The organism is Streptomyces albireticuli, assembly GCF_002192455.1.
GTDB classification, from domain to species: domain Bacteria; phylum Actinomycetota; class Actinomycetes; order Streptomycetales; family Streptomycetaceae; genus Streptomyces; species Streptomyces albireticuli_B.
Map to the genome: position 1 here is coordinate 633,366 of NZ_CP021744.1, position 23,764 is coordinate 657,129.

20 protein-coding genes and 1 pseudogene are annotated in these 23,764 nt (G+C 71.2%); 14 read left to right on the forward strand and 7 right to left on the reverse strand.

Translation table 11 applies throughout. From position 1 onward, the window contains the following. The first annotated feature begins 80 nt into the window (after positions 1–80). Entirely contained in the window at positions 81–386 is a 306-nt protein-coding gene (locus tag SMD11_RS37200) for a response regulator transcription factor (RefSeq protein ID WP_418952403.1), read from the forward strand. Between the two features lie 96 nt (positions 387–482). Here the strand turns inward: SMD11_RS37200 and SMD11_RS02750 are convergent, their stop codons facing one another. After that, positions 483–1,817, reverse strand: coding sequence for an MFS transporter (locus SMD11_RS02750; protein ID WP_087924882.1), 1,335 nt, complete (start codon positions 1,815–1,817; stop codon positions 483–485). Between the two features lie 68 nt (positions 1,818–1,885). Between SMD11_RS02750 and SMD11_RS02755 the strand changes: the two genes are divergently transcribed. Beyond that, complete coding sequence (locus SMD11_RS02755) at positions 1,886–2,392, forward strand: MarR family winged helix-turn-helix transcriptional regulator (protein ID WP_087924883.1); 507 nt, start codon at positions 1,886–1,888, stop codon at positions 2,390–2,392. Positions 2,393–2,589: 197 nt separating this feature from the next. Beyond that, the gene (locus SMD11_RS02760) at positions 2,590–3,021 is read left to right on the forward strand and encodes a nitroreductase/quinone reductase family protein (protein WP_087924884.1); all 432 of its coding nucleotides are present in this window, start codon (positions 2,590–2,592) and stop codon (positions 3,019–3,021) included. 25 nt (positions 3,022–3,046) lie between these two features. Here SMD11_RS02760 and SMD11_RS02765 read toward each other — a convergent pair whose 3' ends face one another. Both SMD11_RS02765 and SMD11_RS36165 read right to left on the reverse strand, forming a co-directional pair. Continuing rightward, the gene (locus SMD11_RS02765) at positions 3,047–3,940 is read right to left on the reverse strand and encodes a DMT family transporter (protein WP_087924885.1); all 894 of its coding nucleotides are present in this window, start codon (positions 3,938–3,940) and stop codon (positions 3,047–3,049) included. A gap of 333 nt (positions 3,941–4,273) precedes the next feature. After that, positions 4,274–4,642: pseudogene (locus SMD11_RS36165) on the reverse strand (helix-turn-helix transcriptional regulator); the annotation flags it as partial. A 67-nt stretch (positions 4,643–4,709) separates the two neighbouring features. Between SMD11_RS36165 and SMD11_RS02775 the strand changes: the two are divergent. Next, positions 4,710–5,060, forward strand: coding sequence for a hypothetical protein (locus SMD11_RS02775; RefSeq protein ID WP_234365863.1), 351 nt, complete (start codon positions 4,710–4,712; stop codon positions 5,058–5,060). A gap of 211 nt (positions 5,061–5,271) precedes the next feature. Here SMD11_RS02775 and SMD11_RS02780 read toward each other — a convergent pair whose 3' ends face one another. Both SMD11_RS02780 and SMD11_RS02785 read right to left on the reverse strand, forming a co-directional pair. Beyond that, entirely contained in the window at positions 5,272–6,339 is a 1,068-nt protein-coding gene (locus tag SMD11_RS02780) for an LLM class flavin-dependent oxidoreductase (protein ID WP_087924886.1), read from the reverse strand. 573 nt (positions 6,340–6,912) lie between these two features. Continuing rightward, on the reverse strand, positions 6,913–7,416 hold the full coding sequence (locus SMD11_RS02785) for a DUF2505 family protein (protein WP_159395200.1): 504 nt from the start codon (positions 7,414–7,416) through the stop codon (positions 6,913–6,915). A gap of 981 nt (positions 7,417–8,397) precedes the next feature. On the opposite strand from SMD11_RS02785, the gene SMD11_RS02790 reads away from it, so the two are divergent. The 9 genes from SMD11_RS02790 (at position 8,398) to SMD11_RS02830 (ending at position 16,574) form a co-directional block, all read left to right on the forward strand. After that, positions 8,398–9,588, forward strand: a complete 1,191-nt coding sequence (locus tag SMD11_RS02790; RefSeq protein WP_087924888.1) for a cytochrome P450 — start codon at positions 8,398–8,400, stop codon at positions 9,586–9,588. 423 nt (positions 9,589–10,011) lie between these two features. Further along, complete coding sequence (locus SMD11_RS02795; RefSeq protein ID WP_087924889.1) at positions 10,012–10,734, forward strand: GbsR/MarR family transcriptional regulator; 723 nt, start codon at positions 10,012–10,014, stop codon at positions 10,732–10,734. 165 nt (positions 10,735–10,899) lie between these two features. Beyond that, positions 10,900–11,889, forward strand: a complete 990-nt coding sequence (locus tag SMD11_RS02800) for a hypothetical protein (RefSeq protein WP_087924890.1) — start codon at positions 10,900–10,902, stop codon at positions 11,887–11,889. Positions 11,890–11,891: 2 nt separating this feature from the next. Beyond that, positions 11,892–12,254, forward strand: coding sequence for a GntR family transcriptional regulator (locus SMD11_RS02805; RefSeq protein WP_087924891.1), 363 nt, complete (start codon positions 11,892–11,894; stop codon positions 12,252–12,254). A 177-nt stretch (positions 12,255–12,431) separates the two neighbouring features. Continuing rightward, on the forward strand, positions 12,432–13,121 hold the full coding sequence (locus SMD11_RS02810) for a sporulation delaying protein family toxin (RefSeq protein ID WP_087924892.1): 690 nt from the start codon (positions 12,432–12,434) through the stop codon (positions 13,119–13,121). Between the two features lie 89 nt (positions 13,122–13,210). After that, a complete protein-coding gene (locus tag SMD11_RS02815; protein WP_234365864.1) occupies positions 13,211–13,828 on the forward strand; it encodes an SdpA family antimicrobial peptide system protein in 618 nt (205 codons plus the stop codon). Beyond that, the gene (locus tag SMD11_RS02820; RefSeq protein ID WP_087924893.1) at positions 13,822–14,817 is read left to right on the forward strand and encodes a sporulation-delaying protein SdpB family protein; all 996 of its coding nucleotides are present in this window, start codon (positions 13,822–13,824) and stop codon (positions 14,815–14,817) included. The genes SMD11_RS02815 and SMD11_RS02820 overlap by 7 nt, the downstream gene beginning before the upstream one ends. A 311-nt stretch (positions 14,818–15,128) precedes the next feature. Further along, positions 15,129–15,869 (forward strand): GbsR/MarR family transcriptional regulator, encoded by a 741-nt coding sequence (locus SMD11_RS02825; RefSeq protein ID WP_087924894.1) that lies wholly within the window; start codon positions 15,129–15,131, stop codon positions 15,867–15,869. A 492-nt stretch (positions 15,870–16,361) separates the two neighbouring features. After that, positions 16,362–16,574: a DUF4287 domain-containing protein gene (locus tag SMD11_RS02830; protein WP_087924895.1), complete on the forward strand. Its 213-nt coding sequence runs from the start codon at positions 16,362–16,364 to the stop codon at positions 16,572–16,574. A gap of 291 nt (positions 16,575–16,865) precedes the next feature. Here SMD11_RS02830 and SMD11_RS02835 read toward each other — a convergent pair whose 3' ends face one another. Next, positions 16,866–17,627, reverse strand: a complete 762-nt coding sequence (locus SMD11_RS02835) for a MerR family transcriptional regulator (RefSeq protein ID WP_087924896.1) — start codon at positions 17,625–17,627, stop codon at positions 16,866–16,868. Between the two features lie 604 nt (positions 17,628–18,231). Here SMD11_RS02835 and dhaK point away from each other — a divergent pair. Then, positions 18,232–19,224 carry a dihydroxyacetone kinase subunit DhaK gene (gene dhaK / locus SMD11_RS02840; protein WP_087924897.1) on the forward strand — a complete coding sequence of 331 codons (993 nt, stop codon included), beginning with the start codon at positions 18,232–18,234 and terminating at the stop codon, positions 19,222–19,224. A 61-nt stretch (positions 19,225–19,285) separates the two neighbouring features. Here the strand turns inward: dhaK and SMD11_RS02845 are convergent, their stop codons facing one another. Beyond that, entirely contained in the window at positions 19,286–23,764 is a 4,479-nt protein-coding gene (locus SMD11_RS02845; RefSeq protein ID WP_087924898.1) for a hypothetical protein, read from the reverse strand.

The following is a 23,764-nucleotide window of genomic DNA, read 5'->3' on the forward strand; positions in this document are numbered from 1 at the left end:
CGGGGATTGCCCTCGCCGGTACGGTGGCCGATGATTTCGCAAGATTAATTGAAAACTGCACAGGGTCGAGAGGTAGAGGGTTGACGGACAGGACAGGGGTGCCGCTACGCCTCGTCGTGGTGGATGACGAGGCACTGATGCGGTCGGGCCTGCGGATGATCCTCTCGGCCGCGCCGGGCATCGAGGTCGTGGCCGCCTGCGACGGCCCCGAGGCGGTCGCCGCCGTGGTCCGGCACAGGCCCGACATCGTGCTGCTGGACATCCGGATGCCCGGCGGTCACCGGCACGACGGCCGAGGGCGGCGACGCATGACGCACGCGGCCGTACCCGGGCCGGCAGAACCGGATCGGAGAGTCGTGAGCGACGTGGTGAGCGCGATCCGGTGATCGGTACGCCGGCTCCGGATCCCCGAGACTTCTCCGATACCTGGAGAGAGCGGATGAACGTCGATCCGCCCCGGTCCGGAGCCGGCGGCGGGCGCCTCAGTCATTCCCGCTCGCCCTGAGGGCTTCGGGCCTGTTCCCGGCCGGTGCTGCGACACCTGTTGCCGGGCCGGCTTTCTCCGTCGCGCCCGTTCCCTCGGCCGCGGGCCCGGATCTGACGAGAACCTCGCGGTCCAGGCGCAGGTTCCGTACGCCTGGGACCGCGGCCGTGCCCACGCAGGCCACCGCGACCAGGACCGCGGCGACCGCGAAGGGCACCCGCTCGCCCCACAGGGACAGCGCGACCGGAGCGAGGATCACGCCGAGCGGCTGCGCGGCCAGCGACACCAGCCAGTCGTAGGAGCTGACCCGGGCGAGCACGCCCTGCGGGACGAGCGTCTGGACGACGGTGTCCCAGGTGGGGTTGAGGAAGCCGAGTGCGGCGAGGGCGATGCCGTAGCCGGTCACCAGCAGCGGCAGCGGGGCTCCGGCGGCGAACAGGGCGAGCGGCAGCGCGTAGCCGGCCAGGGCGATGTTGCCGACGAGCACGGGCCGCTTCGGGCGGGCCCTGACCGACAGGAGCGAGCCGGCGAGGAGACCGACGCCGCCGGCCTGGGTGACCGCGACCCAGGCGCCCTCGCCGCCGAGCCGCCGCACGGCGATGAGCGGGCCGAGCGTGAGGAGGATGTTGGCGACGAAGTTCCACACGGCGTGCGCGATCAGGCTGGTCCAGAACCAGTCCCTGGCCCGCACCTCGGCGAACCCCTCGGTCAGGTCGGCCCGGATCGAGGTGCGCGCCCGGGGTGCGCGGGCGGCCCCGGGCAAGCGGACCGCCAGCATCAGGGCGGCGCTGACGCCGAAGGCGGTCGCGTCGACCACGAAGACCCAGCCGTGGCCGACGGTGAGGATCAGGATGCCGGCCAGGGCGGGACCGGCCAGCAGGGAGACGCTCTTGGCCACGCTCATCAGGGAGTTGGCCTTGATCCGTTGCTCCCCGGCGGCGGGCACGACCTTGGTGACCAGGGGCGAGAGGTTGGCCAGGCCGACCGCCGACGCCGCCCCCGCCACGGCCTGAGCAATCGCGATGTGCGTGACGCCGGGGTCGTCACCGAGCAGTTCCACGGCCACCACGGCCTGGGTGACCATCCGCGTGAGGTCCGCGGCGAGCGCGACCAGGCGGGTGTCGAACCGGTCGGCGACCGCGCCGGCCACCGGCAGCAGCACGAGCCGGGTGCCGAGGGCGCAGCCCAGGACGACGGCCAGCAGCGTGGCCGAGCCGGTGACCTGCACGACGGCCAGGCTCAGCGCGGTCGGCACCAGGGCGTCGCTGAGCGTGGACATGGTGCGGCTGAGGAACAGCAGCCGGAAGTTACGTAGTCGCAGGGGGTGGGTCATCCGGCGAGATTAATTCGACGTCGCAATATTTGACAACGCACTTTGTGACGACGAAGTAAAATGTGTCCATGACTGAGCGCGACTCCGTGGACGAACACGTCACCCGCTGGCAGAAGATCCTTCCGACCCTCGATCCGGTGGTGGAAGGCGCGGTGACCCGGATGTCGGCACTCGTCAGGCATCTGGGCCGGGCCAAGGAGGCCGCCCTCGCCGAGCACGGCCTCCAGAGCTTCGAGTACCTGACGCTGCACACGCTCTCCGGCCGCGGCGGCCGGGCCACGCCGTCGGAGCTCGCGGCCGCGCTCAAGCTCTCCCCGTCCGCGATGACCAGCCGCCTCGACGGCCTGGAGCGGCGCGGCTTCGTCCGTCGCGAGGCGTCCGCGGCGGACCGCCGCAAGGTGACGGTAGAGCTCACCGCCCCGGGGCGGACGGCCTGGCAGTCCGCCCTGGAGACCGAGGGGCGCGAGGAGCACCGCATCCTCCAGGCCCTCGAACCGGCCGAGCGGGAACTTCTGGTGAACCTGCTCCGCCGCGTCCTCGTCGAGGCCGAACGCGAACCGCGCACCGACGGCTGAGCCGGCCCGCGCCGGTGGCCTCCGGGGGCTCCCGGTCGGCTCCCCCGCACCCGGAAGCGACGGCCTGGGCCGCGAAGCGGTATCCGAGGGGAAACCAGCCCCTGGCCTACGCTCCCGATCACGGACTTCGCCCTACGCACCGCCGTACGAGGCCGAGGACCGGCCTTTCCCCGGACGCACAAGGGAGTGTCTGCCGCATGACCGAAGAGATCCACGACAACCCGGTTCCCTGGATCGCCGATCACATCCGCCGCTTCGAGGAGACCGGCGGCCGCCCTCGCCCAGGAGTGGCCGACCTCCTCCTCACGACCCGCGGCCGCAAGTCCGGCCTGCTGCGCCGCACGGCGCTGGCCTATGTCCGGGACGGGGACGCGTACGTCCTGACGGCCTCCAACGCCGGCTCGGACCGCCACCCGGCCTGGTACCTGAACCTGCTGACCACGGCGGAGGTCACCCTCCAGGTCGGCGCGGCCACCTTCACCGCGACGGCCCGGCCGGCCACGGCAGCCGAATCGGCCCGCCTGTGGCCGGCGGTGACAGCCGCGATGCCCTCGTACGCGGCCTACCGCACCGCGACGGCCCGGGAGATCCCGCTCGTCCTGGTCACCCCCACCGGAGGAACGGACTGATCCTGGCGGAGCCGGGAGTCGCGTCTCACCGGTCCGGCGCGTCTGTCCGGTCGGCCGATCCGGTGAGTTCGTGTGCCAGGGGTGACCGGCTGAGCAGGACGAGTCCGGTGAGGATCAGCGCCACGCCCGCCAGTTCGGCCACGGCCCACCGGCCGCCGCGGATCCTCTCCCCGTACAGGGCGACTCCCAGCGCCACGCTCGTACCAGCGTCCCCCAGGGTCAGGGCGGGCTGGGAGAAGACCAGGGATCCGGACTGCAACGCGTTCTGCAACAGGAAGAGCGCGGCGACGCCCGCGACGGCGAAGCCGTAGGTCTGCCAGGCGGAGAAGAAACCGCCCGCCCCCGCGGCCTCCCACCGCAGGACGGACGTCTTGAGCAGAGCCGCCGTCAGCGCGTAGCAGATCGCGGCGGCCGTCGCGAGGCAGGAGGCCCGGACGGGGCCGGGGGCGCGCACCGCCGCGACGGCGACCAGGACGGCGACCGCGGCCAGACAGCAGCCCAGGGCCGGCGGCCAGTGGCCCGCCGGCACCGCCGCGCGCCCGGCGCTCGGAGCGGCCGCCCACAGCGCGATGCCCAGCCCCGCCGTGATGCACGCCGCCGCCCACCACACCCCGGCGGGCGGGCGCCGGCCGAGGACCACCCCGGCGAGCAGCAGCGCCGCCGGGAGCTCCAGCACGAACACCGGCTGCACCACCGACAGCGGCCCGTACCCCAGCGCCAGCGCCTGGAAGCAGGCCGCGACGGGCACCGCCGCGATACCCGCCAGCCAGACCCGCTGACGCGCCAGCCGGGCGATCAGGCTCCACCGCAGGCCGTCCGCCGCGGGTACCCGGCCGGCCGCCTTGCGCTGCAACACCGTCGCCAGCGCGTTGCTCGCGGTGGTCAGCAACGCGAAGACCAGAGCCACCGCTGTGTCCACCGACCGCCTCCCGGTGCCGGATCCCCGCCCGGCGCGGGGCCTGCTGACACCGACCATCCTGGGGCCGGTCCGGGGATCCCACACTTCCGTCGCGGCCGATGAGGCCGTTCATGCCGCTACGCCGGGAGGGCGCGCAAGATGCGGTGTGCGGTGGTGCGGAGGTGGTGGAGGACGTCGGGGTCGGCGTCGAGGGTGTAGGCGGCGTCGAGGCCGGCGAGGATCTGGGCGACGCGGGGCAGGTGGTCGTCGGAGGCGTCGGCGCGGCAGGTGGTGTCGGTGAGGGGCTGGAGGCGGGTGGCCAGGCCGCGGGTGCCGGCGCGGATCCGGTCGGCGGGGGCCTGGACGGTGGCGATCGCGCGGTAGGAGGTGGGGGCCGTGGCCAGCCGGCTCGCGACGAAGGCGGCGGGGAAGGACCTGTTCGAGTTTGGCCAGGGCCTGTAGGGCGGTGTCCTCGATGCCGGTCAGGCCGCCGGCGGTGGTGCGCAGGGCGACGGTGACGGCGACGGCCTCCTCGTCGTCCAGGACGAGGGGCGGCAGGTCGCTGCCGGAGGTGAGGCGGTAGCCGCCGGCGTGCCCACGGGCGCTGTCGACGGGGTAGCCCAGCTCGCGCAGGCGGTCGATGTCGCGGCGGACGGTGCGGACGGTCACCGAGAGGCGGTCGGCCAGGTCGGCGCCGGACCATTCCCGCCGCGTCTGCAGCAGGGACTACGCCGTCCCGTTCATCTACCAGCACTCCCCGGAGCACCCCTGGCCCACGCCGTGGGGCATCATGCCGAAGCTGGACCCCTGCGACACCGACAGCCTCGGCGAGCAGATCCAGCGCGCCCTGCCCGCCACGAAGGTCGTGAAGTCCTTCGTCACCCAGGAGCAGACCACCGTGGTCGACCCGCGGTCCGTCGCCGGCGGCGACCACACGATGTTCGTCGCCGGCGATCACGCCCATGCCAAGCGGCAGACCGTCGACCTGCTGAAGTCCTACGGCTGGAACGACATCCTCGACCTCGGCGCCCTCGTCTGCGCCCGCGGCATGGAGATGCACACCCACCTGCACGAGGCCATCCGTCTCGGCCTCGGCGGCCAGGAGCTCGGCGGCCACTTCGGCATCAAAGTCGTCCGCTGACCTGCCCGCACGGTGAAGCCGTGTACGAGCGCCACCTGGACACCGTCACCGGTGCACCGCGGGTGTCACTCCCCCGTCTCGTCGGGGCCGGAGGAGGCGTCGAAGGGTGCGGAGAACCAGCGCGGGGAGGCGCGGCCGCGTTCGCACTGGTTGACGTCGACGATGCCCGAGCCCGGCGCATGCCGGTCCCGCCGGCGGCGGGCGGGTCGGTTCAGGTGAGGAGTTTCGCGAGCAGGGCCATCTCGGTGGGCGGGTCGACCACCGGCTGGATGAGGAGTTCGTCGACGCCGGCCTGTTCCAGGGTGCTGATGCGGGCGAGGAGGTCGTCGCGGGTGCCGACCAGGGCCAGGGTGTTCATCAGCGAGGGCAGAACCAGGTCCCGGTCCTGCGGTGCGATGCGTCCGAGGTAATTGGGGTACAGCTTGGTGTGCCGGTCCGGTGCTGTGGCGGTGGTGCCGCGCCGGTCGAGGAGCCGCCGCACCGCCTCGCGTTCCTCGGGGCCGAGTTGCTCGGCGAAGGCGGGTGTGTCGGCGGCGGTGTCGGCGGCGAAGGCCAGCAGCGACAGGACGAGGTGGCCCGTCGCGTCCCGGGCCGCGTCGCCGTGGGGGTCCTCGCCCTCGTGGAGCAGGTGGAGCGGGGTGACCAGGTAGGAGTCCGTGCGGGGGCCGGGGTCGCGGGGTGTGCTGTGGGCGGCGTGGCGATGGGTGTCGTGCAGCGCGTGCCAGGCGGTGGGGTCCAGCAGGCCGACGGAGATGAGGCCGGTGCCGCGGCGGCCGGCGACGGCGGCGGCCTTCGGTCCGAGCAGCGCTGCCACGGCGAACTCGATCGGGTCGGTGGTGTTCACGTGCGGCCCGGCGTGCAGGAACCGGATGTCGCGGACCCGGTCGCCTTCGCGGTACTCGGTCGAACGTCCGGCGCACAGGTCCTGTAGTGCGGCGGTGAAGTCCTCCAGCCTGGCCACCGTGGTCGGCCGCATGCCCAGGGTGCGCCGGGCGGTGTTTCCGGTGCCGACTCCACAGATGATCCGGCCCGGTGCCAGGGCGTTGAGGCTGGCGAGCCCGCTCGCGGCGGCCGGGGCCGAGCGCAGCGCCGGCGAGGTCACGCCGATGCCGAGCCTGATGCGGCTGGTGGTCTTCGCGCACAGGCTCAAGGCGACGAAGGGATCGCCGTGGACCATCGGGGTGTCGTTGACCCAGAAGCTGTGCAGGCCCAACTCCTCGGCGCGCACGGCGAGGTCCTCCACACCGGGCTGCGCCGCGACAACGACACCTGCACGCATCAGAACCCCCAAGGTGTGAGGACCGAGTCGAACCTGCCCAGCATGGCAGGTCCCGGCACAAGGCCGCCGCCAAGTCGCGTGATGTCGTGGCGTCGCGGGGCGGGGTGGCCGTGCCTGGAACAACGAGAACCCGTTGCTGCCGGTGGTCTTCCCAAGTCGTCCGCCTGCAACGGAGCTTCGACGTACCGTCAGCCTGCGATGCCACATCTCGCCATGGCCTGCCACCGGACCGGTTGGCGGGCCGTCGCTGGCGGAGCGACTCGTCAGCTTGCCGGACCCGCGCCGGAGGGCGGCGTCAGTGCCGACCGGGGCGAGGCGCCACCGGGGCACTGAGCCGTTCCCGGGCGTCGGCGCTTGAAGGTGCACCGGGCCGCCTGTAGGAGACCAAGTCCACAGCCTCGGGGCCCGGCCGCGTACACAACCGCCGGCACAACGCCGTCGAGCGCCGCGTCGACCACGTCAAGCGATGGCGCGGCCTCGCCACCTGCTAGGCAAGACCGCGGCCATCTACCAGGCCGGACTCCGCCTCGCCGCGATCTTCATCTGGTCAGCGAGGTGATCCGACGGAGCGGACTACGCCGTCCCCTTCGCCAACCGCTCGTTGAGGGACGCCGCGAACTTGTCCGCTTCTTCCCTGTAGATCTTTTCGAAGGTGGATTCCATCAGGCCGCCGATGCCGAAGACCTTGGCTTCGATCTTGATCTCGGAGATCAGCCGGCTTTTCGTGTCTCCGATCGGCTCCAAACGCACCACGCCACTCTGGGAGAGCTTGTCCGCCAGGGTCGAGGGGATCCGCTTCCAGTCCCAGACACGCGTGGAGATGTGGAACGTGCTCTCCTCGACTTCCCGATAGCCGCTACCGAGGACCTTCGCCACCGGCCCCGGGAAGGCGCGCTTCGGCTGCATCGCCACCCGGCGTGTGGTCTGCTCGGGACCCTCCTTGCGCTCAACAACGGTCCACTCCGGGTACTCCAGAGCCTGGACGTACGTCTCTCCCAGGAACGCATCGTCGAGGAGCAGTGCCCAAGTCTCGGACTCGGTGCCATTGAGCTCGTGAGTGATCGTGAATTTTCCCATGCCCACAAGTTAGGAGCCCCCGACTCCACCTGCCGCGACATGCGCCGATCCGGCCACCCTCGTCCAGGCATGTGGCTTGAACCGGCCAGGCGCACCCACCCGCTCAGCAAGCTTCCATGATCCAAAGACGATGATATCTGCCCCCGCTCGGCCGGCGCGCAGAGGCTCGCGAACGACCGCACCACCGCGCACACCGGCATCAACGGAATCAACGGAATCAACGGCACCGGCTTCGGCGCCCGCGCAGCGGCGGTCACCGCGACGCGGCAGCCGCAGGCCAAAGGCACGTAGATACTCAGGGGAGTTGGCTGTTCCCGAAACCATGGGTGCTTCCCTGCCCGCCAACCGATTCACGGTCGAGTCGGGTAAGTGCCAAGTCGCGACCTTCCAGGGCGTCAGCGGCGTCGCCGACGGCCAGGTGACAATCACCTACAACAAGCAATAGCGCCCGGTCGCCGTAGGCGAGCGCGGCACCGCAGAGACGGACCACCGGCGAGACCGGATCGGCCCGCTCCAGTGCGGCGGCGGGGACGGCACGGCGCCGTCCCGTACGCCGGGAGCTCGACGGGGGTGCAACGCGGGCCACGAGGGCGCGTGCGCAGCCACTCGGTCGGCTCCGCCGTCATCTCCGGTAACGCGAGGGCCTGTTCGCCGTCCGCGGCCAAGGCACCGGCCGACCTTCCGTCACCGGCCCCGAGGTCACCCGGGCCGCCCGCGACGTTTGACCAGTTCCAGGAAGTCAGCGAGCCCCACCACGACGTGCCGGCGACCCTGCCGGGTCAACCGTCCTCCTGGCATGCCGTCAGCATTGCCTTCGCCATCAGTCATTGCAACGTTCCGTTGCATTAAGGTTCAGCGTCATTGCATGAATTTTCCCCCTCTCACCTGCGGAAACGCATTTCTTGCGATTGACGCAACCATGAACGCAACGTAGCTTTCGGGCTACACCGAACACGTACTATCGCGAAGTGAGGAATGACCATGGGGGAATCTCTCCACACCGTTGCGACAATGCCGACGGCGCGTCAGCCCGGCTGCCCCTTCGACCCGCCGGCGGAGCTGATCGATGCCCGGCGGCACGGTTCCCTCAGCCGCTACACCCACCCCGGTGGGCAACCTGGCTGGCTGATCACCGGATACGACCTGGTCAGGTCGGTCCTGGCCGACCCGCGGTTCAGCTCGCGCAAGGAACTGCTGAACGTGGTCGACTTCGAGGTCCCTCCGGCGCCGCCCGGCGAGTTCCTCCTCATGGACGACCCGGAGCACAGGCGCTACCGGAAACCGCTGATGGGCAAGTTCACCGTCCGGCGGATGCGACTGCTCACCGCGCGCGTCGAGCAGATCACCGCCGACCGCCTGGACGCCATGGAGAAGACCGGGCCGCCGACGGACCTGGTGACCGCCTTCGCCAAACCCATCCCCGCCATCGTGATCTGCGAGCTCCTCGGGGTGCCGTACGAGGACCGGGGTTCCTTCCAGGAACAGATCGAGACGTTCCTCAGCGGGGAGACAGGCGAAGAGGAGCTGATAGCGGCCTACACCGCGACCCAGGTCTACCTCGCGGAACTGGTGGCCGCCAAGCGCGCGAACCCCACCGACGACGTGCTCAGCGAACTCACCGACGGCGACCTGACCGATGAGGAGCTGATGGGGATCGCCCTGCTTCTGCTGGCCGCCGGGTTCGACACCACCGCGAACATGCTGGCGCTGGGCACGTTCGCGCTGCTCCGCAACCCGGCGCAGCTGGCCGCACTGCGCGCCGATCCCGCGCTCACCGACCAGGCGGTGGAGGAGTTGCTGCGGTATCTCAGTGTCGCCAAGACGTTCATGAGGACGGCGCTGGTGGAGGTCGAGTTGGGTGGCCAGACCATCAAGGCCGGCACGACGGTCGTCCTGTCGTACAACACAGCCAATCGCGACCCCGAGCGCTTCACCGATCCCCATGTCCTCGACCTCCACCGGCAGGGCGGCGGGCACCTTGCCTTCGGCCACGGCATCCATCAGTGCCTGGGCCAGCAACTCGCCCGCGTCGAGATGCGGGTCGCCTTCCCCGCGCTGGTCAACCGCTTCCCCACCCTGCGCCTGGCCGTACCGCCCGAGGAGATCGTCCTGCGCCCGGAGACCGCCGACATCTACGGGGTGAAGAGCCTCCCGGTCGCCTGGGACGTGTGACTGCGAACCGGTGACGGGTGAGGTCGCGCCCGGCCGCCCGTCACCGCTGCGGTCAAAAGATTCGGCCGCCCCACCCGTTTCCGACCCTGCCGGAACAACCCGCCGCACACCCTGGCAACTCCCCGGCCGACCAGGGCGAGTCGCTGTTGCCCATGGTGAACCCCCTTGTGCAACCAGCCGCCAGCGTTCAGCGTTGACTGAACACCTGCGAAGGTACATTGCGTTCATTGATCAGACAAAGGGAAAAAAGTCAATCCGGTTCATTTCAGGGGGCACACGAGGGCCAAATTGCAATGAACGTGAGGTTGAATGCAATGACTAATCAGGCTTCGATTGCAATGGTTTGAGGGGTGAACACATACTGGGCAGCGGGGCGCGGGCGCCCGAGCTGCGCGCACGTCGACAACGAGGAGACGAGCGCCGATGCCTGGCGGCAGACTCACGCATGAGGAGCGTCAGCACATCGCGACGGGGCTGGCCGAGGGGCTCGGATACACAGAGATCGGCCGACGCCTGAGGCGCCCCGCCTCGACCATCATGCGGGAGGTCACCCGGAACGGTGGCCCCTACGGCTACGGAGCGGACCGGGCACACAGGGCCACACAGCATCGTGCCCGCCGGCGCAAGCAGGCTCAGCCGCCGGCGCCGCCGGTCCCCGACAGCGGCCATGGGCGTGATCCTCAAGCGGTCCAGGACTTCACCCATTTCTTCACCGCCCTCCTCGAACAGCAGGGGCTGCCCCGGATGATGGCCAGGGTGCTGGCCTGCCTGGCCCTCACCGACTCCGGCACCCTCACCGCCGCCGACCTGGTCCAGCGGCTTGGCGTCAGCCCCGCGTCCGTCTCGCACGCCATCACCTACCTCGAACAGCAGGGGCTGCTCAGTCGGGAACGAATTCCTGGCACACGCCGCGAACGCTATGTCATCGACGACGACATCTGGCTCCGGTCCCTGCGTGCGTCTCTCCAGATGAACGACGCCCTGGCGGCCGCGTCGCAGCACGCGACCGAGATTCTCGGGGCCGCGACCCCCGCGGGTACCCGCTTCGAGTCGACCACCGAATTCCTCCTCCTCGTGAGCGAGTCCCTCCGACAGGTCACGGAGCAGTGGCAGCAGAGCCGGGCCGCCCGGAGCCCCGCCAGGTAACCACCCCTGCGTCGGTGACGCCCCCTCCGATCCTGACGAACCCGGCCATCGGGACCGCGTACGACGGCGTCGGCTCCCCCGAACGGGCCGCACCCGCAGAAGCCCATGAACACCTTCCCCAGCCACACTTGTTCTATTACTATGCGAACAAATGGAGGTGTTGTCATGCCGCGAACCCGGCACCTGCCCGTCACCGCACACCGCTCCCTGGTCACCGTCGCACCGTCCCTCCTGGCGGTCGTCGTCGTCCTCTCGGTCTTCCTCTCCCTGCACGACCGCCTGCCTGCGCGGATGGCCACCCACATAGGCCCGGGCGGGGAAGCCGACGGCTTCTCGGGGCAAGGGGCGTTCCTCGCCGTCACGCTGACCGTGCTGCTCGGTGACGCGGTGCTCTTCGGGGGACTCGTCCACTGGATACGGACGAACCCCGGCGCTCAGCGGGTGCTCGCGGTCATCGGCGGCGCCGTCGCCGTGCTGACCGGATGGCTGGTCACCGCCGTGCTGCTGGCCAACGCCGATGCCCGCGACGCCGCTTCGGTCACCTTGCCCGGCCTCCAAGCCGCGCTCGCCTTCGGAGCCGCGGCAGTCTACGCGGCACTGGGGTGGGTGATCTGCGGCCGGGTTCAGGAGACCGAGACCGCCTCGGGCCCCTCGGCCGGCGCCTCGCGCCTCTCCCTCGGCGATTCCGAGACGGCCGTCTGGTCCCGCGCCACCGGATCCCGCGTGCTGCCGGTCACCGGCGCCCTCGTGCTGGCCGCCGGCCTCGTGGTGGGGATCACCACCGGATGGCTGCCCGCCCTGCCCCTGCTGATCACCGGTGCGCCCCTGGCCCTGCTGACCGGAGCGCGCGTCACCGCCGACCGGCGTGGCATCACCGTCACGCCCACCTTCGCCTCCTGGCCTCGTCTCAATGTCCCGTTGGAGCGCATCGCCGAAGCCGGCCACCGCCCCGTCAACCCCATCCGTGATTTCGGCGGCTGGGGCTACCGGGCCCGGCCCGGGGCCAGCGGCATCGTGCTGCGCTCCGGTGACGCCCTCTCCGCACGGCTGACCACAGGCAGCGAGTTCGTCGTCACCGTCGACGACGCCGCCACCGCGGCGGCGCTGCTCAACACCCTGGCCGACCGTGAACGCCGGACTCCCGCCGGAGGGTGACCATGCTCTTTCGCGTCGACCACTCCTTGCCGCTCTCACTCGGCGACCAGATCGCCGCCGGCGTCCGTGGCGCCATCGCCGACGGCTCCGTACGCACCGGTGAGCGCCTGCCTTCCGCCCGCGAGGTCGCCGAGTCGCTGGGCGTCAACATGCACACGGTACTGCGTGGTTACCAGCGGCTGCGCGAAGAGGGGCTGATCGAGCTGCGTCGGGGCAGGGGGGCGGTCGTCACCGGAGGATCGTCCTCCGGACGGGCCCTGCTCGTCGTGCAGGCCCGTCGGCTGGCCGCCGACGCCCGCGCGCTCGGGCTGAGCGATGACGAGCTCCTCACCCTCGTCAGAACGTCCCTCACCGACGGAACCTGAACTTCCGTACAAAGGGCGCCGATTCCCGGCATCAAGAACACATAAGAAACCCTCGACGGCCGGTGACCTTGTCCTCCGGGTAATGGAAAAGTTCCTCGCCGATGATCATGTGTCTCGCGGACAGCGACCGTTCGACTGTCCGCGGGACCGCCACACCACAGTCGAGGGGGAACTCCCATGAAGATGAAACGGCGCACCGCCGGCATCGTCGGCGTCCTGACGGCCGCCGCGGTCTGCTTCACCGGCGTCACGGCCGCCGCCGCGCCGAGCGCCGCCGACCACGCGAAGACCGGCAAGGCCGCGCCCGCCGAGCCGGGACCGAACGCGACCGAGGACGGCAAGGCCGTCTTCAACGGCCTGTTCTTCGGCCAGGGCGAGGTCGGCGCCGACCTCGCCAAGAGCCCGATGTTCAGCGAGATGCGCAAGGAGCTCGCCAAGGCCGACGCCAAGGACTCCGCGCGCGTCGCCCAAGCGGTCACCGACGCCATCGAGGCCAAGTACCCCGGCTTCTTCGCCGGTTTCTACAGGAAGGTCCGCAGCGGTGACCCGCGCAAGGTCGAGTCCGCCGTCAACGACGCCCAGACCAAGCTGCTGTCGATAGCCGAGAAGACCAGCGCCAAGGACTCGGCACAGCCGGTCCGGAACGGCCAGATGTGCGGCACGCTCGTCGCCGTCGCCGGTGCGGTCGTGCACGTCGCCGCGGCGGTGACGGCCGCTGCCGCCGCGGTCACCGTGACCGTCGCGGTCGGCGCCAACTTCGTCAAGGCCAAGAACTGGTTCTGGAGCGTGGCGCCCCAGGGCGACGACACCGCCCTCGGCCACGACGAGGCCGTCGCCACCGTGACGAAGATCCTTAAGGCCGCCTGACCCAGGCGCGGCGGAACAGCACCTCCCGTGGGCCGGGCCACGCCGGCCGCCCGGCCCGCACCCAGACCACCCACGACCGGGATGACGACGTGATACGCCCCCAAGGGACCGCAGGGGTCCGCAATTACTTCCGCAGAGCCACGCACGGGGTCTCACCGCGCCGGGTACAGGTCTCCGGGCGCTCGGTACTCGCCCTTGTCGCCGTCTGGAGCCTGGCGATCCTCTACGTGGCGCAGGTCCACGTACCCAAGAACGTGCTCTCCTTGCCGGGCCAGAAGCAGGCCCGCTCCACCGTCGCCGACGTCGCCCCGCAAGGCTGGGCGTTCTTCACCAAGTCGCCCCGGGACGTGGAGGTCCTGCCCTATCGGCAGGCCGTGAGCGGCGACTGGACCTCCTTGGCCCTCACTCCGCACTCCAGCCCCCGCAACGCCTTCGGCCTCGACCGCGCGTCCCGCTCCCAGGGCATCGAGATCTCCCTCCTGCTCAACCTGGCCGAGAAGAAGGACTGGCAGGAGTGCGAGGAGGACCTCGCCGACTGCCTGGCCGGCGCCCGGCCCGCGCGGAAGGTCGAGAATCCCTCGCCCGAACCGACGGTCTGCGGCCGTGTCGCGCTCGTCCAGGAGAAGCCCGTCCCCTGGGCCTGGCGCGACCTCGTCGACGAGCGCACGACGCCCGAGCGCTTCCTCACCCTGGACGTCACGTGCTGACCCGCGCCCGCAGCGTCCCGCTGCCCTGGGGCAACGCCTACGGGCTCGCCCGCACCCTGCTCGCCCTCGGCACGGCGGGCACCCTGGCCTTCAGCAGCACAGCCACCCTCTTCCGGCCCGTCGTGACGATCGGCGAATACCCGCTGTGCCAGGGCATGACCGCCGGCGGGGCGTTCTGCCTCGTACCCCGGGGGCAGTTCGACGTGCTCCGGTGGCTGTCCGTGGCGGTCCTGCTGGTCGTCGCGTCCGGCTGGCGGCCGCGACTCACCGCCCTGCCGCACGCCTACATCAGCTTCAGCGTCTTCTCCGGCATCGCCATCGGCGACGGCGGCGACCAGATCACCTGGATCCTGTCCCTGCTGCTGGCGCCTGTAGCACTCGGCGACGGACGGCGCTGGCACTGGCAGACGCCCGAAGCCCCCACCGCCGACGCGCCGTCCACCCGCGCCACCCGAGGCTGGGCTCTCCTCGGCACCAGCGCGTGGACCGTCGCCCGCCTCCAGATGGCCTTCCTCTACTTCCAGGCGAGCGTGGCCAAACTCCCGCACACCGAATGGGCCGACGGCAGCGCCATGTACTACTGGGCGAACAACTCCTCCTTCGGCTTCCCCGTGTGGCTGCGCCCCCTGACCGACCCGGTCGTCTACTCCCCCGTGGGCATCGCCGCCCTGACCTGGCTGCCCGTCGCCCTGGAGCTCGCCCTGGCCGCGGCGCTCCTGATGCCGCAGCGCAGACGATGGGCGCTGCTCCCGCCGGGTATCGCATTCCACTTGGGCATCGCCGTCCTGATGGGCTTGTGGAGTTTCGCCTTCGCCATGTGGGCAGGCCTCTTCCTCCTCCTGTCCCCCATCGGACACAGTTTCCCGTTCCGTGCCTCCAGCCGTTCACGAAAGACGACGACACCATCCGTATCCGCGCCACCGATCGACAGCTCACCCGCGGATCCGGAACCCGCCTCGGCGCCGCCCCCGTCGTCCGCGGTGAACTGAAGAACGGCGGCCCCGGCTGGCGAAGGCCGCACCGAGGACTTCCATGAAAGACCTCGGACTGTGCTGGTCTTACGGTCCCCCGTGCAGATGCCCGTAGACCCTGTGCGGCCTTCGCCATGCAGAGAAACTATTTCGCATTCACTCCGACGTCAATGAAGGAAATAGGGAGTTCGCGCGAACCGGCAGGTCGGCTCGGAGAAACTGTTGCAACGGCTATGACGGTTAATGCAAAAGGAGTCGAGGCACTGTTGCAACGAGCTGGTGTCGAACGCACACTGGTCCCGGCTCCGGACCTCACGAGGTGATCACCCATGCCGGGAAGCAGGCTCACGCAGCAGGACCGCCGGCGCATCGCGGCTGGACTGGCCGACGGGCTCTCGTACGCGGATATCGCCAAACGACTGGACCGGCCGACGTCGACCGTCACCAGGGAAGTGATGCGCAACGGCGGTCCGGTCGAGTACCGCGCGGACCGTGCGCACCACGCGACCGGGCTGCGTGCCCGGCGAGGCAGACGCTCCGGTGCGTGCACCCCGGCGGCCGCCACCGCCGTCGCCGCCTACGGGCGGGACGAGGAAGCGGTACGCGACTACGACGAGCGGCTCACGCGGCTCCTGGTCGACATGGGCCTACCGCGAATGGCGGCCGGCGTGCTCGCCTGCCTGTACACCACCGACTCGGGAAACATCACCGCCGCCGACCTCGTCCAGCGGCTGCGCGTCAGCCCGGCATCGATCTCCAAAGCTGTCGGTTACCTCGAAGGGCAGGAGATGATCCGGCGCGAGCGCGACGCGTCACAGCGGCGCGACCGGTACGTCATCGATGAAGACGTGTGGTACCGGGCCATGCTGATCAGCGCCCAGCTGGCAGCCGTCCTCGCCGAGACCGCCTGCGACGGCGCGGGCGTCCTCGGCGCCGACACACCCGCCGGCGCCCGGCTGAAAGGCATGGGCGAAGTCCTCGAACACGTCGGCCACGATCTGCTCCGGTCCGTCGAGCACTGGCGACACGCCTTCTCCACCCAGCAACAGCCACGAGACCTCGCCCCATAGGCGTTGCCGTCGAGAGAGCCTGCGACATCCCGGCCTTCGGCTTTCGACATGCCTACCACTCCGGAGCGACCACCGGCTTGAGCGAGATCCTCCTTCAGGAGCGGACCTGAAGGAGGACCCTCAACGTGAACCCGTGATTACCGGTCGAGAGCGGGCCATCCGCCCCCGCCCGCGATCTTTCGCTCGGAGCAGACGATCTGGTTGCCGTCCCCGCTGGTGGCTATACATTGGAAGGCTCATCCGAGTTGTCCAGGCAGGTTTCCTCGTGCGCCGGCGTGCTCGCGCAGCGCGGTGACCGCCGTCAGGACGACGGCGAGGATCTCCGCACTCCCGGGGTCCCGCTGTGCGAGCACACCGGGCGAGAACCTCCAGGGTGGTTACCGCGCCCTCCACCGCATCCGCGCTCCACCCACCCGGGGCCACCGCGTCCGTGCTCGACCAGAGCATGCGGCGGCAGGCCGCGTTGTCAGTGGTGGGTGGCATGCTGCGGCCATGACTGAAACCGTGAAGGGCCCAGCCAGCTACTTTCCGTCGATCGAGAAGAAGTACGGCCGGTCGATAGCCGAATGGAAGGGCCTCATCCATGCTTCCCCCCTGACCAAGCACATGGAGCTGGTCAGCTGGCTCAAGACCGAACACGGCCTGGGGCACGGCCATGCCAATGCCCTTGTCGCCCACACCCTCGCGGAGGCGAGTGGTAAGTAGAACGCCTCTGGGGTCCGCCTGCGCGGTCAGCCGCGGACCCGGATCAGGATGGTGGCGAGGCGGAGAGCCGCCTGACAGGCGAAGGGCGTCGGCCGGCATCTCCGGGGGCAGCGGTCGGCCGTGTCCTCCACCACGCGGCCCGGCCGGTCACCCTCATGCACAACCTCGCTCCCACCTTGAGCAGACACACCGAAGCCTGGCTCAGGCTGCCGCAACAGGCTTCCTGACGGGGGCCGGCTCTTGAGGCGCCGGCGTTCTGCAAGGCACCGGCCTCAGTACCCAGGATTCGGCTCAGCTCAGCCGGGTCATGGCGTACGCCTCGATGGCGTCGCGCTGATAGGCGGCCAGGCCCGGCGCGATCGCCTCGTAGGCCGCGTGCCACGGCTCGTTGTCCACGCAAGAGCGTCCGAGCGCCTGGAACTCCTCGGCGGAGACGGCACGCTGCTCGGTCAGTGCCCGGTACTGGTCGTCGACCTCGGCCTGCACCTGGTCTGCGTCGGCGGGCAGGTCAGCGGCCATGAGCTCGGCCAGACGAATCATCTGCGCGGTCCGTTGGCGGTGCGCCGCGTCGACCTCGGCCTCGCTCATCGCCGAGAGGCGCCGCCGGTTGTCCTCGGCCAGCTCGGGGAAATCGCGCATACTCTCCTCGTACACGGCGGGCCGGACGCCCTCGAACAGGTTCTCCGGTCGGTTGATGCTGGTCATGGGGTTACCGTCCTTCCTGGACTGCTCCAGTTCGGCGATCGTGCGGGAGACGGTCCGGACCAGGGCGTCGAGGCGGTCCCGCTCGGCGAGCAGCCGGCCGCGGTGCCCGCGCAGGGCCTCCAGCTCGTCGACCTGCTCGGCCAGGATCCGGCCGATCTCGGGCAGTCCCACGCCCAGTTCCCGCAGCACCAGGATCTGTTGCAGTCGCAGGAGCTGCCGGTCCTCGTAGTAGCGGTGCCCGTTGGCGCCGATCCACGCCGGTGGCAGCACGCCGACCTCGTCGTAGTGCCGCAGCGTCCGGGCCGTCACGCCCGACATCCGGGCGACCTCCGCGGTCGGCCACGCCATCGCCGTCTCCCTCACGAATCGTTCCACCGGGCCGGTCTCTCCGGCCCGGTTCAGAACGGTAGAAGCTGCCGCAGCGGCAGTTTCAACCCCGGCATCCGGGCTTCTCCGGCTCACGCCTACGGGCCACCCCCACCGGCGACGACCGGACCCACACGGAAGGCCCGCGCCGTCGACTCTCGTGAACATTGTCGTGGGTGCGGATTGTGGCGGCGGACTGGCGGGCATTGACTGCCCGCGTCCAGATGATGAACCAGCCCGGGGCCGGCCGGGGTGTCGGCCCGGTCGCGTCGCCATGAGGCCATGTCGAGGACATCGAGGATGGGCCTGGCCCGCTTAGCTGCGCGAAGGGGGCATCGACGCGGCTACCAACCCATCCCGCCATCGCTCCCACGTCCAGCGCCGATATCGATACTGTTCCCAGGTCCAGCATCTCAGCCGACAAATTGACGCACCATCAGGCATGTCGGCATTTGGCCGTCATCAGTACCGTCGGAACACGCCGCAGGCCGCCGGAGCACGCGCAGGCCAACTACCGCCCACACCGCTACTGACCTGCTGAAATGCAGGTCAGCGCCCCGCCCTCCCAACACCCGAGGAGACCCGCATGAAAATGTTGATCAACGTCCCCGAGACCGCCGTCGCCGACGCCCTCCGGGGCATGGCCGTCGCCCATCCCGAGCTGACCGTCGATGTCGAGGGGCGGGTCGTGGTGCGGCGGGACGCGCCGGTGGCGGGGAAGGTGGGGCTGGTGTCCGGGGGTGGGTCGGGGCATGAGCCGTTGCACGGGGGGTTCGTGGGGGCCGGGATGCTGGACGCGGCCTGTCCCGGGGAGGTGTTCACCTCGCCCGTGCCCGATCAGATGGTGCGTGCCGCCGCCGCGGTCGACAGCGGTAAGGGGGTGCTCTTCATCGTGAAGAACTACACCGGTGACGTCCTCAACTTCAACATGGCCGCCGAGCTGGCCGAGGACGAGGGCATCCAGATCGCCAGTGTGCTCGTCAACGACGACGTGGCCGTGACCGACAGCCTGTACACGGCGGGCCGCCGGGGCACCGGCGCCACCCTCTTCGTGGAGAAGATCGCCGGGGCCGCGGCCGAGGAGGGCGCGCCCCTGGAGCGGGTGGAGGCCCTCGCCCGGCGGGTGAACGAGTCGTCGCGCAGCTTCGGTGTCGCGCTCGCCGCCTGCACGACGCCCGCGAAGGGCAGCCCGACCTTCGATCTGCCCGCCGGGGAGCTGGAGCTGGGCGTCGGCATCCACGGTGAGCCCGGCCGGGAGCGGCGGGCGATGATGACGTCCGGCGAGATCGCGGACTACGCCGTCGACGCGGTCCTGTCCGACCTGAGGCCCACCGGTCCGGTGCTGGCCCTGGTGAACGGCGCGGGCGGGACGCCGCTGCTGGAGCTGTACGGGTTCACGTCCGAGGTGCACCGAGTGCTGCGGGAGCGCGGGATCCCTGTCGCCCGGACGCTCGTGGGCAACTACGTGACCTCCCTCGACATGGCCGGGGCCTCGGTGACGCTGTGCCAGGTGGACGAGGAGCTGCTGCGGCTGTGGGACGCGCCGGTGCAGACCGCCGGGCTGCGCTGGGGGCGCTGACCCGCCCGTATGGCCTGTCCGTACGGCCTGACCGTACGGACAGGCCATACGGTCGAGCGCCTCACTCCTCCAGCACGATCTTTCCCAGCAGCGTCGTCGCCAGCCCGAAGTAGTCCGCGTGGATCAGCCTCCGGTTCACCGGCAGGGCGGTGCCGCCCGCCGTCACCGTCCCGGTCGCCGTGGCCGGGTCGGTCAGGTACGTCTCGTACTCCTCGACGAGCATCCGGTAGCGGGACAGCTGGGGCAGGCGCGGCGGGGGCGGGGTGAGGTCGCCGGTCCAGGCGAAGCCGGGGCCGCGCGCGACGCAGGTGAGCTCGACGACGGAGTCGGTGGTCACCCAGTCCAGCTCCCCCGAGGTCAGGCCGCGGCTCTGCACCGAGGCGACGATCCTGCGGCTCGCCGCCATGCCCGGCAGGCCGGGGCCGACGCGCCTGCCGACGGCGTCGAGGGCGGCCGGGCCGGAGAGGTCGAGGTGGATCCGGCCGTCGGTCGTCATGGCGGCGGCGATCTCGCGGTCGGGCATCAGCTGGGCGAACTCCGCCGTGACGATCTTGGAGAGGTGGAGCGGGGCGACGGAGTACGGCTGGTAGCGGGCGAGGGCCAGCCGGAGGTATGGGAAGTAGGCCGTGGCGGTGGGGCCGGCGCCGAGGTCCACGTCGATGTCGCAGAACCACAGCCGCTGCCGCTCGTCGAAGGCCGGCTCGTAGGCCACGACCTTCACCGCCGCGGTCGTGCCGGCGACCGTCTCCGCCGTGACCACGTCCGCGGCCGTGAGCTTCGCGCCCGGGAACATCTCGGCGGTGAGCCGGGGCAGCACGGTCGTGTCGGACCAGACGGGGTCGTTGCCGCACAGGCTGACCATCTCGTCGGGCAGCTTGGGGTCGGTGGTGCGGCCCGGGTCGAGGACGACGGCGAGGAGTTCGTCGTCGCCGGAGGAGAACCAGGGGCGGTCCAGGTAGACGCGGAGGCCCGCGTGGCGGCGGACCCGGGTGACGCGGTGCGCGGTGTGGTCGACGGACCGCTCCCAGCGGAAGGTGGGCACGAGGTGGCGCACCAGCGGCGGTTCGGGCCGCCGTGAGCTGAGTACGGGCCAGCCCAGGCCCGTCTCCCCCGTGCTGTCCGGGCCCTTGCGGGTGATCAGCGCGGGCTGCGCGGTGAGCACGGGGTGGAAGTACTCGCGGAAGCGGGTGGTGGCGGTGGGGGTGTAGGTGACGTTGCGGTGCCGGGTGTCGCGGAACTCGTGCCGGACGTCGCGCAGGGGGAGGCTGTCCTGCCCCCGCCCCACGGTGATCGCGCCGACGTGCGCGTGACCGGTGACGCGGGCCGGTGCCGGTTCCAGGACGTCGTCGGACCACTCGGTCCAGGTGGCGTCGATGTCGACCTGGCCCGTGCTGCGGGAGTGCGAGCGCACCTCGCCGCGGAGCCCGGCGAAGGTGTCCTCCGCGGCTCGGACGAAGCGGAGTTCCCCCAGTTTGGGCGACTCCAGGGGCTTCTCCACGGCGTGCACCAGGGTGAGCTCGGCCCAGGGGGTGAGCATCCAGTTCTCGCCGTCGGCGGAGGCGGCCGTCAGCTCCTCCTTCTTCTGCTGCGGCAGCCCGGTGACCGGGTCGTTCCACAGCTTGGAGGAGGTGAGCAGCTGCCAGTTGCGGAAGAGTTCGAGGTCGGCGGGGGCGAGGTGGCAGCTCACCCGGACGGTCGCGAACTCGGCCTTGGGCAGGAAGACGGTCAGCTCGCGGTTGAACGGTCCGCCCCACCGGGGTGGGCCCTCCCCTTCCACGATCTTCAGCCGGAGCGGTTTCGCCTGCGGCCAGGGTCCGGGGAAGTCGTACGTCTGGTTGGGGTCGGCGCCGGGAAGCCCGCGCAGGGACACGCCGCGCGCCAGGACGTCGGGCAGGTAGGGCAGCAGCAGCTGGTCCGCGGTGTGCAGGACGTACTCCCCCGGCCTCAGGCCGGCGCCGCGGGGGACGGGAAGCTCCGTGAGGGGTTCGGTGTCCCGCACATTGTGCTTGGCGACGCGGATCTGGCCGAAGGCCTTGAGGTCGTGGGTGAGGTCGGGGTTCTCCGCGAGGCGCACCACGGTGTCGAGGTAGCTGCCGGCCTCGCGGCGCGCGGCGGCGAAGAAGCGGCGGCGCACGCTGTCGGGTTTGCCGGGTCCGAAGACGTTGTCGTACGCGCCGTGCTGCTCGGCCATCTGGAGCGAGCTCTTCGGCGGTGACAGGTGCCGTTCGTCGAAGGCGCGGTAGCGCCGGTCGAGGCCGTCGACGGGCGATTCCCTCTCGTGGTCGGGGACCTTGCCGTTCCGGTCGCGCGCCCAGGCGTCCGGGGTCATCGGCTCGCCGTCGTCGTCGACGGTCGAGCGGATCACCATGCGGGGTTCCGACTCGCCCTCCAGGAAGGGCCACTTCGGTACGAGCGCCGGGGGCGGCACCGGCTCCCATCGGCCGTACGTCACCGGCGCCGTGGCCCGTGCGTCGGCGGTCGGCGCCGCCGGTCCGAGGCTGTTCCCGGCGAGGTCGACCAGGCGGGCGCGCAGCCGGTACGTCCGCCCGTAGCGCAGGGGCGGCAGGGTGCCGGGGGTGGGCCGGAACTTGGTGTCCAGCGGGAAGTCGGGGTCGATCTCGGGGTCGGGGACCTGGGGCCGGTTGTCGGCGCCGATGGTCAGGCCCGGCGGCGGGGCGACCAGGGACCAGCCGTGCCAGCCGAAGAGCGCCTGGTGCACGTAGAGCTCGTCGGACTTGAGCTTGTCCTCGGTGACGGTGCTCGCCTTGACGTGGCCCTCGTCGGGGCCGACCGCGAGGGCGACCGGCGGCTGACCGGCCCGTCTGACGGTGTACGTGCCGGTACGGGCGCAGAGCGGGCGCCACGCGGTGACGCTGCCGGTGGCCTCGTCGACGAGCCCCACGTCGACGCGGTAGCCGCGGAGCAGGTGGGAGGCGTCCAGGACGGCGGCGGCCAGCGGCGCGCCGCCGGCGTCGACTCCGGCCACGTGCCGGGCGTCGTCCTCCATCTGGCGGGCGAGCGCGGCGTCCTGGGCCTCGCGGAGGACGGTGAGGCCGGCGCCGTGCAGGGCGGGCGGCGCGGTGGTGTCCGGCGCGGTGGACCCTTCGGGGTCGGTGATCCCGGCGAGGGCCTGCTCGATGACGCGGGCGAACTCGACGAACTTGATCGCCGCGCCGTCCACGTCGAGGTCGGTGACGCGCACATCCGCGGTGCCGAGCGCCAGGGTGCGGCGGCCGTACGTGCCGTCGTCGTCCGCGTAGGGCTCGAAGCGCTGACCGGCGACGTGGCGCAGCTTCGTCCACGGCCGCAGGCTCTCGTCGGTGTTGAGGTGGCCCTGGGCGGCGGTGAAGACGACGCGCGCCTGCCATTGGTCGAGCGTGCCGGGTGGCGGGGTGACGAGCAGGTCGACGGCGAGGCCGAAGCGGCGGAGCAGCTCGGGGTAGTCGGCGAGGAGCGCGCAGGCGCCGTGGAAGTCGAGGTCCGGGCGCTCGGGAGGGGCGGGCGGTGCGTCCGGGGTGCCAGGGGTCGGGGGTGCGGCGGGGCGGTCGTAGAAGCGGTAGAGCTCGGCGAAGTAGAGCATGGGGCCGCCGCGCAGGTAGGGCTCCTCGTCGCGCCTCATGTGCTTGGGGCGGAAGGGGTTCTCGGCGGCGGGGATGCCGCCGCCGGTCCGCCCCGCGATGAGGTCGTCGAGGCGGGGGTAGCTCTTGCCGACGGCTTTGGCGAGGGTCCTGATGGGGTCGGTGAGGGGGGTGAGGAGGTCGTCGAGCGCGGGGTGGTCCCAGCTGGGCGGGGCGGGTGGGGCTTCGGGGGACGTGGCGGAGGGTGTGGCGGGATCCGGGGTCCCGGTTGTGTCCTCGCCGTGCGGGTCGCCGGCTGCCGGGCCGTCGGCCTTCGGACCGCCGGTGCCGTTCGCGTCACCGGCGTTGTTCGTCCCACCGGTGCCGTTCATCCCACCGGTGCTGTGGGACCCGCCGTCACCGTGCGCACCACCGCTGCCGTGCGTACCACCATCACCATGCGATCCGCCGTCACCGTTCGCTCCACCGTCACTGTGCGCACCACCGTCACCGTTCGACCCCCCGTTGCCGTTCGACCCGCCCCCCGGAAAGGCCCGGTGGAACGCCGTCGTCGTCACGGCCGTCTCGTACAGCGCGTCGATCTGCTGGTGCACCGCCTGGCCGGGGAACGAGCGCAGGGTCGGCGGCACGCCCCGGGCGAGGGCCGCGGCCGTGGCGGAGGTGGGGCCGCGCACTTCGGTGGTGGGGGTGAAGAGGGTCTTCCAGACGGTGCTGGCGGGTGGCGGGAAGCGGCCGGCCTGTGCGGTGGTGGGCAGGGTGGTGCTCGCGCCCGCCGGCGGCCTGAACTCCACCTGGAGGGCCGGTACGTAGCCGGCCAGGGTCCGCGGCCAGTCCACGAAGCCGGGGAAGGCGCCGAGGGTCGTGCCCCCGGTCAGGCGGGGGCTGACCAGCACGGTCAGCCGGAGTTTGCCGTCGGCGGTGACCCCGTCGGGCAGGACGGTCCACCGGATCGTCTCGGGCAT